General features: G+C 54.0%; 16 protein-coding genes, 1 tRNA gene and 1 pseudogene. 4 read left to right on the top strand and 14 right to left on the bottom strand.

Features of this window, described 5'->3' with window-relative positions:
- The first annotated feature begins 20 nt into the window (after nt 1-20).
- The 4 genes and pseudogenes from purM to ACFOWX_RS05520 form a co-directional block, all read left to right on the top strand.
- Nucleotides 21-1127 carry a phosphoribosylformylglycinamidine cyclo-ligase gene (gene purM / locus ACFOWX_RS05535; protein WP_381422101.1) on the top strand — a complete coding sequence of 369 codons (1107 nt, stop codon included), beginning with the start codon at nt 21-23 and terminating at the stop codon, nt 1125-1127.
- Complete coding sequence (purN, locus tag ACFOWX_RS05530; RefSeq protein ID WP_381422099.1) at nt 1120-2094, top strand: phosphoribosylglycinamide formyltransferase; 975 nt, start codon at nt 1120-1122, stop codon at nt 2092-2094. Before purM ends, purN begins: the two co-directional genes overlap by 8 nt.
- 208 nt (nt 2095-2302) lie before the next feature.
- The gene (locus ACFOWX_RS05525; protein WP_381422097.1) at nt 2303-2707 is read left to right on the top strand and encodes a hypothetical protein; all 405 of its coding nucleotides are present in this window, start codon (nt 2303-2305) and stop codon (nt 2705-2707) included.
- 121 nt (nt 2708-2828) lie between these two features.
- Nucleotides 2829-2957: pseudogene (locus ACFOWX_RS05520) on the top strand (type II toxin-antitoxin system CcdA family antitoxin); the annotation flags it as partial.
- A 125-nt stretch (nt 2958-3082) separates the two neighbouring features.
- Here the strand turns inward: ACFOWX_RS05520 and hemN are convergent.
- The 14 genes from hemN to ACFOWX_RS05450 all read right to left on the bottom strand — a co-directional run bounded on the left by hemN (nt 3083) and on the right by ACFOWX_RS05450 (nt 14703).
- Nucleotides 3083-4420: an oxygen-independent coproporphyrinogen III oxidase gene (gene hemN, locus ACFOWX_RS05515; RefSeq protein ID WP_381422095.1), complete on the bottom strand. Its 1338-nt coding sequence runs from the start codon at nt 4418-4420 to the stop codon at nt 3083-3085.
- A 219-nt stretch (nt 4421-4639) separates the two neighbouring features.
- The gene (gene ccoS / locus ACFOWX_RS05510) at nt 4640-4801 is read right to left on the bottom strand and encodes a cbb3-type cytochrome oxidase assembly protein CcoS (protein ID WP_381422093.1); all 162 of its coding nucleotides are present in this window, start codon (nt 4799-4801) and stop codon (nt 4640-4642) included.
- A complete protein-coding gene (locus ACFOWX_RS05505) occupies nt 4798-6735 on the bottom strand; it encodes a copper-translocating P-type ATPase (protein WP_381424930.1) in 1938 nt (645 codons plus the stop codon). The genes ccoS and ACFOWX_RS05505 overlap by 4 nt, the downstream gene beginning before the upstream one ends.
- A gap of 188 nt (nt 6736-6923) precedes the next feature.
- Nucleotides 6924-7403 (bottom strand): FixH family protein, encoded by a 480-nt coding sequence (locus ACFOWX_RS05500; RefSeq protein WP_381422091.1) that lies wholly within the window; start codon nt 7401-7403, stop codon nt 6924-6926.
- A complete protein-coding gene (gene ccoG, locus ACFOWX_RS05495; protein ID WP_381422089.1) occupies nt 7400-8860 on the bottom strand; it encodes a cytochrome c oxidase accessory protein CcoG in 1461 nt (486 codons plus the stop codon). The genes ACFOWX_RS05500 and ccoG overlap by 4 nt, the downstream gene beginning before the upstream one ends.
- Entirely contained in the window at nt 8844-9770 is a 927-nt protein-coding gene (gene ccoP / locus ACFOWX_RS05490) for a cytochrome-c oxidase, cbb3-type subunit III (RefSeq protein ID WP_381424927.1), read from the bottom strand. The genes ccoG and ccoP overlap by 17 nt, the downstream gene beginning before the upstream one ends.
- On the bottom strand, nt 9760-9924 hold the full coding sequence (locus tag ACFOWX_RS05485) for a cbb3-type cytochrome c oxidase subunit 3 (protein WP_381422087.1): 165 nt from the start codon (nt 9922-9924) through the stop codon (nt 9760-9762). Before ACFOWX_RS05485 ends, ccoP begins: the two co-directional genes overlap by 11 nt.
- Nucleotides 9921-10685 carry a cytochrome-c oxidase, cbb3-type subunit II gene (gene ccoO, locus ACFOWX_RS05480; protein WP_381424926.1) on the bottom strand — a complete coding sequence of 255 codons (765 nt, stop codon included), beginning with the start codon at nt 10683-10685 and terminating at the stop codon, nt 9921-9923. The genes ACFOWX_RS05485 and ccoO overlap by 4 nt, the downstream gene beginning before the upstream one ends.
- 21 nt (nt 10686-10706) lie before the next feature.
- A complete protein-coding gene (gene ccoN, locus ACFOWX_RS05475) occupies nt 10707-12368 on the bottom strand; it encodes a cytochrome-c oxidase, cbb3-type subunit I (protein ID WP_381422085.1) in 1662 nt (553 codons plus the stop codon).
- A 171-nt stretch (nt 12369-12539) separates the two neighbouring features.
- Complete coding sequence (locus tag ACFOWX_RS05470) at nt 12540-13232, bottom strand: Crp/Fnr family transcriptional regulator (protein WP_381422083.1); 693 nt, start codon at nt 13230-13232, stop codon at nt 12540-12542.
- Between the two features lie 81 nt (nt 13233-13313).
- Nucleotides 13314-13390 (bottom strand) — tRNA-Arg (locus tag ACFOWX_RS05465).
- Between the two features lie 34 nt (nt 13391-13424).
- Complete coding sequence (locus tag ACFOWX_RS05460) at nt 13425-13922, bottom strand: DUF1178 family protein (RefSeq protein ID WP_381422081.1); 498 nt, start codon at nt 13920-13922, stop codon at nt 13425-13427.
- A complete protein-coding gene (grxC, locus tag ACFOWX_RS05455) occupies nt 13919-14191 on the bottom strand; it encodes a glutaredoxin 3 (RefSeq protein WP_381422079.1) in 273 nt (90 codons plus the stop codon). The genes ACFOWX_RS05460 and grxC overlap by 4 nt, the downstream gene beginning before the upstream one ends.
- A gap of 53 nt (nt 14192-14244) precedes the next feature.
- Nucleotides 14245-14703: a ComF family protein gene (locus ACFOWX_RS05450; protein WP_381424924.1), complete on the bottom strand. Its 459-nt coding sequence runs from the start codon at nt 14701-14703 to the stop codon at nt 14245-14247.
- Nucleotides 14704-14746: the final 43 nt, after the last annotated feature.

Raw genomic sequence — 14746 nt, 5'->3', positions numbered from 1 at the left:
TTCTCGCTAGCAGCGTAAAAATGACCGATAAAAATGATCAAGCCGAATCGTATACCTATGCCAAGGCAGGTGTATCCATTGACGCCGGAAACGCGCTGGTCCGCGCAATCGCTCCGCTGGCCAAGGCAACGCGCCGCGCCGGGGCTGATGCAGACCTTGGCGGATTTGGCGGTTTTTTTGATTTGAAAGCTGCGGGATTTAACGATCCATTGCTGGTCGCCGCCAATGATGGAGTGGGAACGAAGCTAAAACTGGCCATTGAGTCGGGCCGCCATGACGGCGTTGGTATCGATCTGGTCGCGATGTGCGTCAATGATTTGATCGTTCAAGGCGCAGAGCCGCTATTCTTCCTCGATTATTATGCCACCGGAAAGCTGGATAACGATGTCGCCACCGCTGTGGTCGCAGGGATAGCCGAGGGCTGCAGGATGGCGGGCTGCGCACTGATCGGCGGAGAGACGGCCGAGATGCCGGGCATGTATGCCGATGATGATTATGACCTGGCCGGATTTTGCGTCGGCGCGGTTGAGCGCGGCGATGTCCTAACCGCCGATAAAATAGCGGAAGGCGATGTGCTGCTGGGCCTTGCCTCGTCGGGCGTGCATAGCAACGGCTTCTCTCTGGTGCGCAGGCTGGCGGCGGATAAGGGTTGGAAACTGAACCGCCCCGCCCTGTTCGATCCAGACATCTTGCTGATCGACGCATTGATGGCACCCACCAAAATCTACGTCAAATCGCTGCTGCCGTTGGTGCGCAGTGGTCTGGTTCATGCCATGGCACATATTACCGGCGGCGGGTTGCTGGAAAATCTGCCGCGCATTTTGCCCGGTAACCTGCATGCCTTTATCGATGCCGGCGCTTGGGAACAACCGCGCCTGATGGCCTTTCTTCAGGCGCAGGGTAATATCGAGCCCGAAGAAATGGCGCGGACCTTCAACTGCGGTGTTGGCATGGTGATCGCCGTGGCAGAAACCGACGTTGCCGCCGTAACGGCGGCGCTGGAACACGCGGGCGAGATTGTCCACCGCGTCGGTCATATCGGCGCAGGTCCAAAAGGCTGCACCGTATCGGGCAGCGCGGAAACATGGAGCGCCCGGGCCGATTGGAGCGCGGTGCATCATGGCTAAAGCCCCCTCGCGGGCCAAAGTCGCCATCCTGATTTCAGGCAGCGGCACCAATATGGCCGCGTTGCTGTATGCGGCAAAGCATCCCGAGTGCCCCTACGAGGTCGTGCTGGTGGGGAGTAATGATCCAGCGGCGGCGGGTTTGCAACTGGCCAAGGCTGAAGGGATAGCGACCTTTGCCCATCCGCATAAAGGCATGGAGCGCGCCGCGCATGACGCGGTGATGGACGAAGCGATCCGCGCGGCGGACGCGGAATATGTCGCGCTGGCCGGATATATGCGGATATTGACGCCCGAATTTGTGGCCCAGTGGGAAGGCCGGATGCTGAATATCCACCCATCGTTGCTGCCCAAATATAAGGGGCTACATACCCATGAACGCGCCCTTGCCGCAGGCGACAGCCATGGCGGCGCATCGGTACATCTGGTCACGGCAGAGCTGGATGACGGGCCGATATTGGGGCAGATGTCCGTCGCAATCATCCCCGGCGACAGCGCCGATACGCTGGCCGCGCGGGTGAAATTTGCGGAGCATCAACTTTATCCCACAATATTGTCCGATTATGTCAGCCGCTATGACAATCCCGATTGGTTGCTGGCAAAGGTGGAGGCGTTGGCGCTCGCCCTGCCCGAAACCCACGCCCGCACCAGCCACGGCTCACCGGGATTTCGGGTCGGCAGCGAAAAGACCGGCAAATATTTTGCCTATTTCGCGGATCAGCATCACGGCAGCGACGCCATCGGCGTGCTGGTCAAAACCGGCGGTATGGACGAGCTGGAAACGCTATGTGAACAGCAGCCGGATATGTACTGGAAACCAGCCTTTTACGGCGCATCTGGCTGGGTCGGATTACGCCTCAACCGCCCGGGCGTTGATTGGGACCATGTGCGCGAATGGCTAGAACGCAGTTGGCGAGCCGTCGCACCGAAAAGCGTAACAAAGCTGATGGATGTGGCGGCAGAGTTTTAGGCAGGTGCCGGTGGACAGTTATCCGCCAAATCCCCAGCCGCGTCATCCTGAACTGATCCAAGATAACACAGTTTAATATAACGAGTATCTATTCATCCAGCAACTCCTCATCGCGTAAATAAAGCGGCAAACCCGTTTACCCCGTATTAACCATAAAATGTTTACACAAGCGTCGGTGAGGATTACCTTTATCGCGAAAGGAAAGATTATGAAATTATTGCAAATATGCGCGGCGATTGCGCTCGTTACCTCTTCGTCGTCGCTGATGGCCGATCCATCGTTAAATTCATACAGTGTCACGATGAAAATCGAGCATGGCGGTACAATATTGGCAGAGCCGCGAATGCTCGTCAAAGCGGGTGAAAATTCCAAGATCGTGCTTCAAAAGCCAGATGGCACCGCGTTCAGCATGGATTTCAGCGCCGCCCCCACAAGCAACAATGCCATCGCTTTTAACAGCGCGATAAATTTCACTGCAGCGGCGGGATATAGTTACAGCCTAAATCCAAAAATGCTTGTGACCAACGGCGAGCAAGGGAAAATTGTATATGGATCCGACGATGGCTTAACTGTCCATCCGATTAGCGTTTCCTTCGTGGTGAGCGACCGGTAAGCGCATATTTTATGCGCATAAAACATAATGCTCCGCGCCAGGCTGCGAATATCTCGCTTGATCCGGTTACACTGACTGAGGCCAAGCAGATGGGATCAATACATAGCGAGCGTGCGAGTTTGGGCTCGTCCGAGAAATTGCCAAAAAGAAGGCCGCGCAGTGGCGTAAGGACGATGCTGATGCAGTCGCATCATCTAATAATCGGGTTGCCGAGCATGGCATTCCGCTCGGTCGCCACCGGGAATTTTAATAGCTCGATTTAATGTGTATAGGCTGCAACCAGACAGCCTATTAGTGGCGGATTGTCAGGAAAATTTAATCAGGAGTTGGGGCCCCAATTATCTCGTGCCCGGTTGTCGCTGTGCAATATAGTCCTCACGTCAACGCTTGCGCGATATAGCGGCTATAATGGCGACCGCTTTCTGTAATATGGAGGCTTGCTTCATTTTGTTTGATTAGCCCCAATCGGCAAAATTCAGCGAGCCGCGCATTCTGTTCACTGGAAAGCTGTAACCCGTTGAGATCGGTGTTCAGGTTGCAGAGTAAATGTTCGATTTTTTGGGCCGTTTTCTTGTCGGCATCAGATAAGCTGACCCCCTGCGCGATTGGCAGCTGTCCGCCGTTGATCAGTTCCCGATATCTGCCGACATTTTTTTCATTCTGAACAATCAGGTCTGGAAATTGGCTAATCGCGCTGGCACCAAATCCGAGGAGTATTTGGCAAGCATCCTCAGTGAAGCCTTGAAAATTGCGGCGGACATTTCCTTTTTCCGCTGCGATCGCCAAACTGTCCTCGGGTAGCGCGAAATGGTCAAAGCCCACAGGCACATAGCCCATATTGATAAGCTTATTATATCCCAACTGCGCCTGCAAAAACCGGTCGTTCAAATCGGGAAGCAGATTGCCGTCAATGCGTCGTTGACGCGGGATCATCTGCGGCAAATGCGCATATCCGAATAGGGCAATCCGTGACGGTAGCATGGCCGCTGCTTGGTCAATCGTATCTTCCAAATCGGCAAGCTGTTGATGCGGAAGGCCGTACATGAGGTCAAAATTGATATCACCAATCCCGCGCAGACGCAGCGCCGCCACACAGCTTTCGATCAACTCGGCTGGCTGAACCCGGCCTATCGCCGATTGCACATGCGGCGACAGGGTTTGAACGCCTAGGCTGACCCTCGACACTTTACAGGCGGCGAGCGCCAGAGCCCATTCCATAGTGAAACTGCGCGGATCAATTTCAACCGAGATCGCCGGATCGGTAGCATCGAACAAGGTTGTGATACGGTCAGCAAGCCTGACGAATTGCACAGGTTCAATAGCATTGGGGCTACCCCCGCCAAAGGCGATATGGCGTACCCGAACGCGCCCGCCCAAAATTGCCGCCACCGCCGACAATTCCGATTCCAATGCGGATATATAGGCGTCCAGCCGTTCCTTTCGTCCCGCCGCGCCGGTGTTGCATCCGCAGTACCAGCAGATTTGCTGGCAAAAGGGAATATGGATATAGATTGAAACTTCGGTTGCAGGCGCGATGTCATTCAACGCCTGTTGATATTCGGGTGCCGCAATCGCAGGATGAAAAGCGGTAGCCGGAGGGTAGCTGGTGTAGCGCGGCACCGGCTGTGTCAATAAATCGGGAATATACGGCCAGTCACTGCGTCCAGTTGCAGAAGCGATAGCAGGTGTTTTCACATGTTCAGCAACAGCCATCGGCTTTTCCTTTCTTCTTGCGGTCACCAGCAGCATGGCAGGCATTCTTACAGCAATCATGCCCGCTTGGCGGCGCATCCTTTTTTGCCGGAACATCGATTGCGACCGGCGGCAAATCTCCGCAGCTTGCCAATAGAATTTGTGAACCCGCCGTCTGCATTGGAAGAACAGGGAAAATCAACGCTGCCGACGCTATGATTGATATGTAGGATCGCATGCTTATTCCTTATCCTTATCGTGATCTTCGTCGTCGAGCAGAATGCGCAGGGCCGATCCATCCGGGTCATCAAACTGACCATTACGCAAAGCCCAAAAAAATGCCGCCAGACCCGTTAAGCCAAGCCCCAACGCTATTGGGATTAAGAGGATCAGGCCGTTCACCGAAAAGTCCTTTTCAGCCTTAACGCGTTACCGACCACGATCAGCGAAGAGCCCGACATAGCAATCGCGGCAATTAACGGAGTGACAAAACCCATTATCGCCAGCGGCACCGCGATAATATTATATCCAATGGCGAGCGCGAAATTCTGCCGCACGATTTGTTGACAGCGGCGGGCCATGGAAATCGCATCAATGACGGGCATTAAGCTGTCCCCCATCCACACAAGGTCAGCGGCATTTTTGCCCGCATCGCTGGCGCTAGCAGGTGCCATAGACGCGTGGCCAGCGGCAAGAGCGGGGCCGTCATTCAGCCCGTCACCAACCATCAACACCCGGTGCCCCGCCGATTGTTGCTGATTCAAAATGGCGAGCTTTTCTTCCGGGCGCAATTGCGTTTTTGCGGTTATGTTCAGCCGATTGGCAATTGAGGTAACGGCGGCCGTGCGGTCGCCCGATAATATCGATGGCGCAAAACCCTGTGCTTTTAACTGAGCAATTGTTTGCTGCGCATCGGGGCGCAGTGCATCGGCGAATTTCAGTGTATATTGGTCATCCCCGATATTCAGCTGAGCTGCCAATATATCTCCGTCGACGGCGCTTGTGGGCCGGCCCAGGGAAACCAGCTGACCGCCATATTGACCACAAACCCCCTCTCCGGCTATTTCAGACAACTGGCCAACAGATGCTGCTTTAATGTCGCCATTATCCAGCGTAGCAACCATCGTCTTGCTCAGCGGATGGCGGCTGGAGCGTGCAAGGGCAATTGCGATGGATGTTGCATCTGCGTCCAATATCTCTGCATTCTGCAGAACGGGCTGGCCCAGCGTTAACGTGCCGGTTTTGTCAAAATATATGCGGTCAATTTCCGATAGACGTTCCAGCGCGCTCCCATCTTTAACGAGCACGCCCCGGCGCAGCAGCGAACCCGATGCAACAATTTGTGCAGCCGGAACCGCTAGGCCAAGCGCACAAGGACACGTAATGATTAGCACCGCTACCGCGATCAACAAACTGTGATGCCAGCCCGCGTCTGCCAGCATCCATCCGGCAAAGGACAGCAATGCAAGGCTGTGCACCGCAGGCGCATAGAGCCGCGCCGCACGGTCGGCAATTCGAACATAGCGTGATTTGCCCTGAGCCGCATCCCCCATAAGCCGGGCAATATCGGCAAGCGCGGTGTCGGCACCTGCTGCTGTTATTTCTACTTTTACCGGGCTACCCACGTTCAGTGTTCCGGCAAAAACAGCTGCGCCTGGCTCGGCGGTTTCCGGCTTACTTTCTCCGGTCAGCAGCGCTTTATCAATCTGGCTGTGGCCTTCGATAATTTTGCCATCGGCGGCAAATCGCTCACCAGCTGCGACGAGCATTATCATTGCCGGTTTCAACGCGGTGCTTTCGGTCCAATGGGCGCTGCCATCTTGGCGCAGCACCATGGCCCCTGTTCCCATATTTTTAAGCAGAGAAGTCACACCGTCGCGCGCGCGGTCACGCATGATACTATCAAGATAGCGCCCAACCAGAAGGAAAAAGAGCAACATCACCGCACCGTCAAAATAGGCATGGGCGCCGCCCGTAGCGGTTTCATATAGGCTAAGCCCAGTGGCCAGAAAAACGCCAATGGTGATCGGGACATCCATATTCGTCTGCCGGTGGCGCAGCGCCGTCCATGAGGAACGGAAAAAAGGTCGGCCCGAATAAACGACGGTTGGCAACGCAATCAGCGCGGAAATCCAATGGAATAAATCGCGCGTAATGCCCGCTGCGCCGGACCAGATCGAAACCGACAGCAGCATGATATTCATCATCGCAAAACCGGCCACAGCCATGGCTTTCATCAACGTTCGGCTGTCTTCATTATGTTGCTCACCAAATGCCTCAGAAAGCGGATGTGCTTCAAATCCAAGCTCCAAAAATGCACCCAGCATATCGGGCATGGTGAGTGCGGCATCATGATCCAATGTGACGCGTTTTAGCGTGAAGTTGACCCGTGCCGCCATTATGCCGCGATGATGGGGCAATCCATTTTCAAGCTTTGATATACAGCCGGCGCAGCGGATATCGGGAACAGAAAATTCGTCCCGCACAATGTTTTGCTGAACATGATCAAAGGCGGCGACAGCGTTCAACGTAGGTCTTTCAATATATGTGCGCTTTGCCCTGCTTTCGTTATAGTGAGGGCCAGTTGCCACCGGCCAAGCGGCAGCGGGCGACTGCTTAGAAAATCACCTTGAGTGCTGGGTTCAAAATCGATTGAGACGGATTGCTTCTGCCCTAATGGATGCACCGCGACAGCCGATAGCTTCGCCGCCGATAACGGTCCGCTCCGGTCGCTCACCTCAACCTGCAAACGGCCATCAACGCGCCTTTTGACTTGCACGGTCCAGCCCAGTTTTTCTTGCGCGTCAGCGGCATTGAGCCAGCTGTTAAAATTCTGGCTCGCGACATAGCTATTATCCACCACGGTCCCTGAAAAACCAGTGACAGCCAGACGGGCCATGGTGAAATTAACCGCCATGATGATGCCGAAAAATACGATTAGGATCATCGTCATATGGCGTCCGTTAAAACGGCCAATTTCTGTCGGTGAGCGTTTTGGGGTCATTGTTCATCCGGCCTTTCGAAAATCAACGTGTCACGGTCGCCTTGCTGTTCCCCGGACGCGCCGCTGCCTGCCACAGACAAAGCGAACTCCTCGCGGGCAATATTGGCACCCGGAGCAGCAACAAACAGCCGCAATTTGTGAATACTATCGGGCGCCACCTCAACAGTGGTTGATCGACCGGCTTGGCTTCGGCTGCTTCCTTCGGTCCACATCTCGCCGCCCTTAAGCTGATCGAGGGACAAGCGGACGGTGCGCGGGCGTGTTTCCATATTGCGAATTTTAACGGTATAGCTGTTACGGACCGATCCGTCGGATAGCTGCACGAAAACCGGATTGCGGTCATGCTCCGCCGCAAGATCAAGCCGAGTCCGGCTGCCCAAAACAAACAGCATTCCAAGGCCAATCGCGCTCCAAAGCCCCAAATAAATAAATGTGCGCGGACGCAGCAGCGTTTTCATCGCGCCCTGCGGCTTTTCGCCTTTTTTTTCCGCTTCCGCATCGTCCAGTGTGCAATAATCGATGAGGCCGCGCGGACGTCCGACCTGTGCCATCACGCTGTCACACGCATCGATACATAGCGCGCAAGTGATGCAGCCTATTTGCGGACCTTCCCGAATGTCGATTCCCGTCGGGCAAACGGCTACGCATTGATTGCAGTCGATACAGTCGCCAAAATCACTGGGATTTTTTTCCGCTTTTTTCACACTGCCGCGCGGTTCGCCGCGCCAATCCTTATAGGTCACGAGCAATGATTTTTCATCCATCATCGCGGTTTGTATGCGCGGCCATGGGCACATATAGATGCACACTTGTTCGCGCATGAAACCGCCAAAGATAAATGTTGTAGCTGTCAAAATCGCAACGGTAATATAAGCGGCCGGCGCAGCGTTTCCGGTCCAGAAATCGACCACCAATGTCGGCGCATCGGCAAAATACATGATCCACGCGCCGCCGGTCCAAAAAGCGATGAATAGATATATCCCGTATTTGAAAGCCCGCTTTGTCAGTTTGCCGGCAGACCAGGGTGCATTGGCAAGGCGTATCTGGGCATTACGGTCGCCGTCGATGAAACGATCGACATGTTGGAACAAATCGGTCCACACCGTCTGCGGGCAGCTGTAACCGCACCAGGCACGTCCGACCGCACTGGTGACCAGAAACAGACCAATTCCGGCCATGATGAGCAGGCCTGCGACATAATAAAATTCATGCGGCCAAATCTCTATCTGGAACATATAGAAACGGCGATTTGCAAGATCGATCAACACTGCCTGATTGGGAGCATAAGGACCACGATCCCAGCGTATCCAAGGCGTCACATAGTAAATCGCGAGGGTGATAGCCATAATCGCCCATTTGAAACGCCGGAAAAAGCCATCCACCGCTTTGGGATAAACACCTTTCCGGGCCTCATAGAGCGGGCTGCCAAGGCCAGCAAGTTCACTGAGCTGCGACATCGCCCTCTGCACTTTCTTTGGTCAATGGGCTTCTGGTTGCCAGCACTGGCATTTGTTCGCCGCCACCGCGTGACCAGACATAGGCCGCCAGCATCTTGATAGTGACGGGGTCAAGCTTATCATTCCAACGCGGCATGACGCCTTGACGGCTATTTGCGATCGTCATCTGAATATCGCTTTCTGTACCGCCAAAAAGCCAAATACCATCGGTCAGGTTAGGCGCGCCCTGTTTCCGATCACCTTTGCCCGCTGGCCCATGACAAACGGCACAATTTTGGGAGAATATTTCCGCCCCCTGCGCATTGCCCCTTGATTTACCCGACAGGCTCAGCACATGGCTCGTCACTGCGTCAATATCGGCTCCGCTTAATATCTCCCCGAATGCAGGCATTTGCGAAAAGCGCGTTGCTTCATGGTCAGGATTGCGGATCCCATGGGTTAATGTGTAATTTATATCAGCAATATTGCCGCCCCATAGCCAATCATCGTCATTCAAATTGGGATAGCCTTTGGATCCTGCACCACCCGATCCGTGGCATTGCACGCAATGCACTTTAAATGCCGCTGCACCCCCGGAAATCGCCCGCTGCATCAATTCGTTATTGGCTGGCAAAGCTTCAATCGGGATCGCGGATAATGACGCCATAATCGGCGCGCGCCGTTTTTCTTCGGCCTGTAATTCTGCTTGCAATTGGCCGCGGCTGCTCCACCCCAATATACCCTCTGTAGCGCCGCTGACCATTGGCCAAGCGGGATAGAGCACAACGTAAACAATGCCCCAGATGATGGTGAGGTAAAATGTCCACAGCCACCAACGCGGCAGCGGCGTATCCAATTCTTCGATACCGTCCCATTCATGGCCAACGAAATCGGTCCCCGTTGCTTCATCAACACGCATATTATCTGACATCATCTTCATCCTTGAAAATCATCTGCGCGGCGTCTTCGTGCTTTTCATTCGCGCCTTTCCGGAAAGTCCAACCGATAAAAACACCGAATAATATGAGCATTGCGAGTAGCCCCCAACTGTCTGCAAAATGGCGCAGGCTGTTATAGTCCATCATTCGCCTCCCTTTACCGTCAGCTTCCCGTCGAGCGGTTGCTGCGCCTTTGCTTTTTCCACATCGACCAACGTCCCCAGCATTTGCAGATAGGCGATCAGCGCATCCATTTCGGTCAGGCGCGATGGATTGCCATCGAAATCCCTGATCTGAGCTTTCGCATAACGCTTCGCGACATCGCCGGCGGCATCCGGGTCTGCTTGTGATTTCAGATCGTCATTGGCCGCGGCAATCGCCGCCTTGCTATACGGCACACCAACGCGCGAAAGTGCCGTCAAATGGGCTCGCATATCGCCCGCCTCAAGATCGCGCTCAGCCAAAAAGGCATAAGGCGGCATGATGCTTTCGGGTACGACATCGCGCGGATTGATCAAATGTGCTTTGTGCCATTCATCGGAATAACGGCCACCGACGCGCGCCAAATCCGGCCCAGTCCTTTTGGAACCCCATTGGAATGGATGGTCATACATGCTTTCCGCAGCCAAGCTATAATGGCCATAACGCTCAACCTCGTCGCGAAATGGGCGGATCATCTGGCTATGACAAACGTAGCAGCCTTCGCGCATATAAATATTACGGCCAGCCAGTTCCAGCGGCGTATATGGCCGCATCCCATCAACTTTTTCGACTGTGGATTTGATCCAAAATAGCGGCGCTATTTCGACAATCCCGCCAATCACCACAGCTATCAGAGCAAACAGCCCGAGCAAGGTAACATTGCGTTCCAGTTTTTTGTGGCTGAACCGGCTTTCGCTTTTCTCCATCTTTGCCATTATCAATTCTCCTTATTCGGCAGGGACAGCGACCAGCGGACGGTCAGCCTGAGCGTTATAGGGTGTTTCAGTCATCGACCGCTCAGCACGCAGCGGCCTGCCCGCGATAGTTTTCCAGACGTTGATAACCATGATGACCGCGCCAGCGAGATACAGCCCGCCGCCAATTGCGCGGACCAGATACATGGGGTGCAGTGCAACGACGGTATCGACGAAGCTGTTGACCAAATAGCCATCGGCTCCATATTCGCGCCACATCAGGCCCTGGGTAATACCGGCCACCCACATAGATGCGGCATAAAATACGATGCCAATCGTTGCGCACCAAAAATGCCAGTTGATCATCCGTAGCGAATAGAGGCGCTCCCGGCCCCACAGGCGCGGGACGAGATAATAGATGACGGCGAAGGTAATCATCCCGTTCCAACCCAAAGCACCGGAGTGAACGTGCCCAATGGTCCAGTCGGTATAATGTGACAGGCTATTGACCGCCTTAATCGACATCATCGGCCCTTCAAACGTGCTCATGCCATAGAAAGCGAGCGCCATGACCATCATACGGATAATGGGATCGGTGCGAATTTTGTCCCATGCGCCGTTGAGCGTCATCAATCCGTTGATCATCCCGCCCCAGCTGGGCATCCACAGGATAATGGAGAATACCATGCCAAGAGTCTGGGCCCAATCGGGCAGAGCAGAATAGTGCAGATGGTGCGGCCCTGCCCAGATATAGAGAAAGATCAAGCTCCAGAAATGGATGATCGACAGACGATAGCTATAGACCGGCCGTTCAGCCTGTTTTGGCACAAAATAATACATCATCGCCAAAAAGCCGGCAGTCAGAAAGAAGCCGACCGCATTATGTCCATACCACCACTGTGTCAGCGCATCTTGAACCCCGGCAAAAGCGGCATAGCTTTTGGAGCCCAATAGGCTGGCTGGCATCGACAAATTGTTGACGATATGCAACATCGCAACGGTCAGAATGAATGACAGGTAGAACCAGTTGGCCACGTAAATATGTGGCTCTTTCCGTTTGATAATGGTGCCGACAAACACGATAAGATAGGCGACCCAAACGATGGTAAGCCATAGATCGACATACCATTCGGGCTCGGCATATTCCTTGGCTTCAGTGATACCCATCAGGTAACCGGTCGCCGCCAAAATAATAAACAGCTGATAACCCCAGAAAACAAACCGAGCGAGGCTCGGGAAGGCTAGCCTCGCCCGGCAGGTCCGCTGCACCACATAAAAGCTCGACGCTATTAGTGCATTCCCTCCAAATGCAAAAATAACGGCGGAGGTATGCAGCGGCCTTAATCGGCCAAAAGTGGTATATTCAAGATTGAGGTTTAGAACCGGAAATGCCAGCTGCAACGCTATATACAGGCCAGCCAAAAAACCCGCCATCCCCCAAAAAACGGTGGCGATAACGCCCCAGCGGATCGGATCATCATCATATATCCCCTCATTTCGGGGCATCCTTAATATACCGCGCGATATCGCGGTATAATCTGCCTTACTCAATGTGACCCAAAGCCCAATCAAACAGGCCATGGTGATGATTGCCATATGAACCGCAAATCCCCCATCAACGGCCAATGCACATGCCGCCAGCGCAAATATCGCCAGAACGAGCCATCCGCCTGCCCTTAATACCAATCCATCCATGAAATTACCTTCCTTGGTTCGAAGCAAAAACCTATCGAAACAAGAAGGGCGTAGCGGCTGGCAAACCGCCATACATTGATCTGTGTCAAATTATTGATTTCAGGAGATAGCGGAGTGACGCCTCAACGGACGAAATCACTCGTTCATCGGCGGTCTAAGCTCCGTTTACTGCTAAGCGGCCAAAATCTCTAACGCAGCGCGGTCGCGGATACAGATGTCGCGGCGGTTGGGAAGTTCGATTATGCCCTTGCCCCGCATTTTGGTGAATTGGCGGCTGACAGTCTCAATGGTCAGCCCCAGTAAATCCGCGATCTGCTGACGCCCGAACGGCAAGGTATATCCTTCGGAGGGATCAGCAATAGCGCAGCTTTGACCGGCAAGGCGATTGGACATGACAAGCAAGAAATTGGCCAATTTCTGCTCCGCATTCATCTGCCCCAATAGCTGCATCCACTTGCGCGCATTATCAAGCTCATCCAGCGTTCGGTGAAGCAGCTTATGCTCCAGCTCGGGATGCTGACGGGCGAAATTATCGAATGACTGGCGGGTGAACATACAAACCTCACCCTCGGTCAATGCAGTAACGCTGTAAGGGCTATGCTCTCCAAAAGGACGCCCAATAAAATCAGATGGAAAAACGATACCAACAATCTGCTCTTTACCTTGCACATTGCTAACCGTTAGCTTGAATACACCGTCGATCACATTGGCCACAACCAGAGATTCATCGCCCTCCCAAATTAGAGATTGCCCCGGCGCAACGCGTTGCTTGCGTCCAAGTTGTCCCAGCAGCTGGATTTCATCCGCGGTCAGGCTAGCACAGATGGCCCTGTTTCGGACGACACAGGTGTTACAATCGCTCATAAGACCCCGTTATACTCGGTAAGCTGAGGTTGCAAGGAAGCGTTCTGCGCTGCTGAGCAAAGTGTCACGGTCTTGAACAACTGGTGCACCCAACTGGATTCGAACCAGTGGCCCCCAGATTAGGAATCTGATGCTCTATCCTGCTGAGCTATGGGTGCGTTAGGGTCGCTTTAACGCGCGTGCCCGCCATGGTCAATTTTTGACTTCTGGCGGAATGAACGGAAACAGCAAGGGGGCAACGGCAACGCCTTCCTCGGCCAATGCCTCCGCCTCTTGGGGGCTCGTCTCGCCATGAATCAGGCGCGGGCTCGTTTCGTTATAATGGATTGCGCGAGCCTCTTCGGCGAATTTGCGCCCGACCCATTCCGAATCTTTCAACATCTTTTTTTGTGCATCGGCGATTTTGTCGGCGATTGCAGCCATGACGGGCGGCAAAGTCGCGCCATTGCTAACTATCGCCGTTTCGGCATTTGCTGATTGCTGCAATTGGTCAGCTTCTGCCGTACGCGACGAGCCTTGATTTCCTTTCCGGCCAATATTGGGCGCAGACAGCAGCTTTTGAATATCGGCGTTGCCGCACACCGGGCATATCAGTAAGCCTTCATCAGTCTGCGCACGAAAATCAGCTGAAGAACCGAACCATCCTTCAAAATTATGTCCAGCCGCGCAACATAAATTGAAGCTGATCATGGGGCCCCAATTTCCGCCAGCATCGGATCAAGCTTTCCCGCTCGGTCCAGTGCGTTCATGTCGTCAAAGCCGCCAATTGCTACTCCGCCGATAAAAATCTGCGGCACCGTGCGCGCTCCAGGGGCCCGCTCCACCATCTCTGCACGTTTCGCCTGATCCATGGTCACGTCATATTCGGTATATTGAACGCCTTTGGCCTGAAACAATTGCTTTGCGCGGCTGCAATAAGGGCAAGCGAATTTCGTATAAATTTCGATGGCTTTTGTCATGATTAAGAAATGGGACGCACACCTCCCCTTGTCAAGCGGCCTTGCGTGCCGGATCAATCCTCAACCGCATCAAGCCCCACCACACCGTCCTGATGATCGCGCAGCACGCGGGCCCAGCAAAATAGCTGTACCCAATGCGCTCCTGCCCGCTTCATCGCCTTTATACAGGCATTGCTCGTTGCACCGCTGGTATAGACATCATCGACCAGCAATATTCTGGCCCCTTTTATCAGCTCGGTTTTACGAGGGTTTACGGCAAAGGCGTTGGTCACAATCTTCTTGCGCTGCTTACCCGACATGCCGCGAAGCAACGGTGTCCGTTTTTTGCGGATCATTAAGTCAGGCACGAATGGCAAATTATTTTGCCGTGCCAATGCTTGGCCGATCAAGGCGGATTGATTATAACTGCGTGTCCATAGCCGCGTCCAATGCAGCGGCACCGGAACAATGATCAAATTCTCCCGATCATCCGGTAAATGCCGCCGAAGATATTTGGCGATCATCGGTGCCATACCGATTTTCCCCCCATATTTTAGTTTGAGCGCCACCTGCCGT

Origin of the sequence: Sphingorhabdus arenilitoris (assembly GCF_042651485.1) — a bacterium.
In the GTDB taxonomy this organism is placed as follows: domain Bacteria; phylum Pseudomonadota; class Alphaproteobacteria; order Sphingomonadales; family Sphingomonadaceae; genus Sphingorhabdus_B; species Sphingorhabdus_B arenilitoris.
This window is presented reverse-complemented; position numbering and strand designations above follow the sequence as displayed.

What these genes read in the sequence shown, in the direction of transcription:
- purN (WP_381422099.1), top strand. Translation starts at nt 1,120, where the DNA reads ATGGCTAAAGCCCCCTCGCGGGCCAAAGTCGCCATCCTGATTTCAGGC.
- ACFOWX_RS05485 (WP_381422087.1), bottom strand. Translation starts at nt 9,924, where the DNA reads ATGATGGACTATAACAGCCTGCGCCATTTTGCAGACAGTTGGGGGCTA.
- ccoN (WP_381422085.1), bottom strand. Translation starts at nt 12,368, where the DNA reads ATGGATGGATTGGTATTAAGGGCAGGCGGATGGCTCGTTCTGGCGATA.
- ccoG (WP_381422089.1), bottom strand. Translation starts at nt 8,860, where the DNA reads ATGTCGCAGCTCAGTGAACTTGCTGGCCTTGGCAGCCCGCTCTATGAG.
- ACFOWX_RS05470 (WP_381422083.1), bottom strand. Translation starts at nt 13,232, where the DNA reads ATGAGCGATTGTAACACCTGTGTCGTCCGAAACAGGGCCATCTGTGCT.
- ACFOWX_RS05500 (WP_381422091.1), bottom strand. Translation starts at nt 7,403, where the DNA reads ATGACCCCAAAACGCTCACCGACAGAAATTGGCCGTTTTAACGGACGC.
- ccoP (WP_381424927.1), bottom strand. Translation starts at nt 9,770, where the DNA reads ATGTCAGATAATATGCGTGTTGATGAAGCAACGGGGACCGATTTCGTT.
- ACFOWX_RS05505 (WP_381424930.1), bottom strand. Translation starts at nt 6,735, where the DNA reads ATGCCCGATATGCTGGGTGCATTTTTGGAGCTTGGATTTGAAGCACAT.
- hemN (WP_381422095.1), bottom strand. Translation starts at nt 4,420, where the DNA reads ATGGCTGTTGCTGAACATGTGAAAACACCTGCTATCGCTTCTGCAACT.
- ccoO (WP_381424926.1), bottom strand. Translation starts at nt 10,685, where the DNA reads ATGGAGAAAAGCGAAAGCCGGTTCAGCCACAAAAAACTGGAACGCAAT.
- grxC (WP_381422079.1), bottom strand. Translation starts at nt 14,191, where the DNA reads ATGACAAAAGCCATCGAAATTTATACGAAATTCGCTTGCCCTTATTGC.
- ACFOWX_RS05450 (WP_381424924.1), bottom strand. Translation starts at nt 14,703, where the DNA reads ATGGCACCGATGATCGCCAAATATCTTCGGCGGCATTTACCGGATGAT.
- ACFOWX_RS05525 (WP_381422097.1), top strand. Translation starts at nt 2,303, where the DNA reads ATGAAATTATTGCAAATATGCGCGGCGATTGCGCTCGTTACCTCTTCG.
- purM (WP_381422101.1), top strand. Translation starts at nt 21, where the DNA reads ATGACCGATAAAAATGATCAAGCCGAATCGTATACCTATGCCAAGGCA.
- ACFOWX_RS05460 (WP_381422081.1), bottom strand. Translation starts at nt 13,922, where the DNA reads ATGATCAGCTTCAATTTATGTTGCGCGGCTGGACATAATTTTGAAGGA.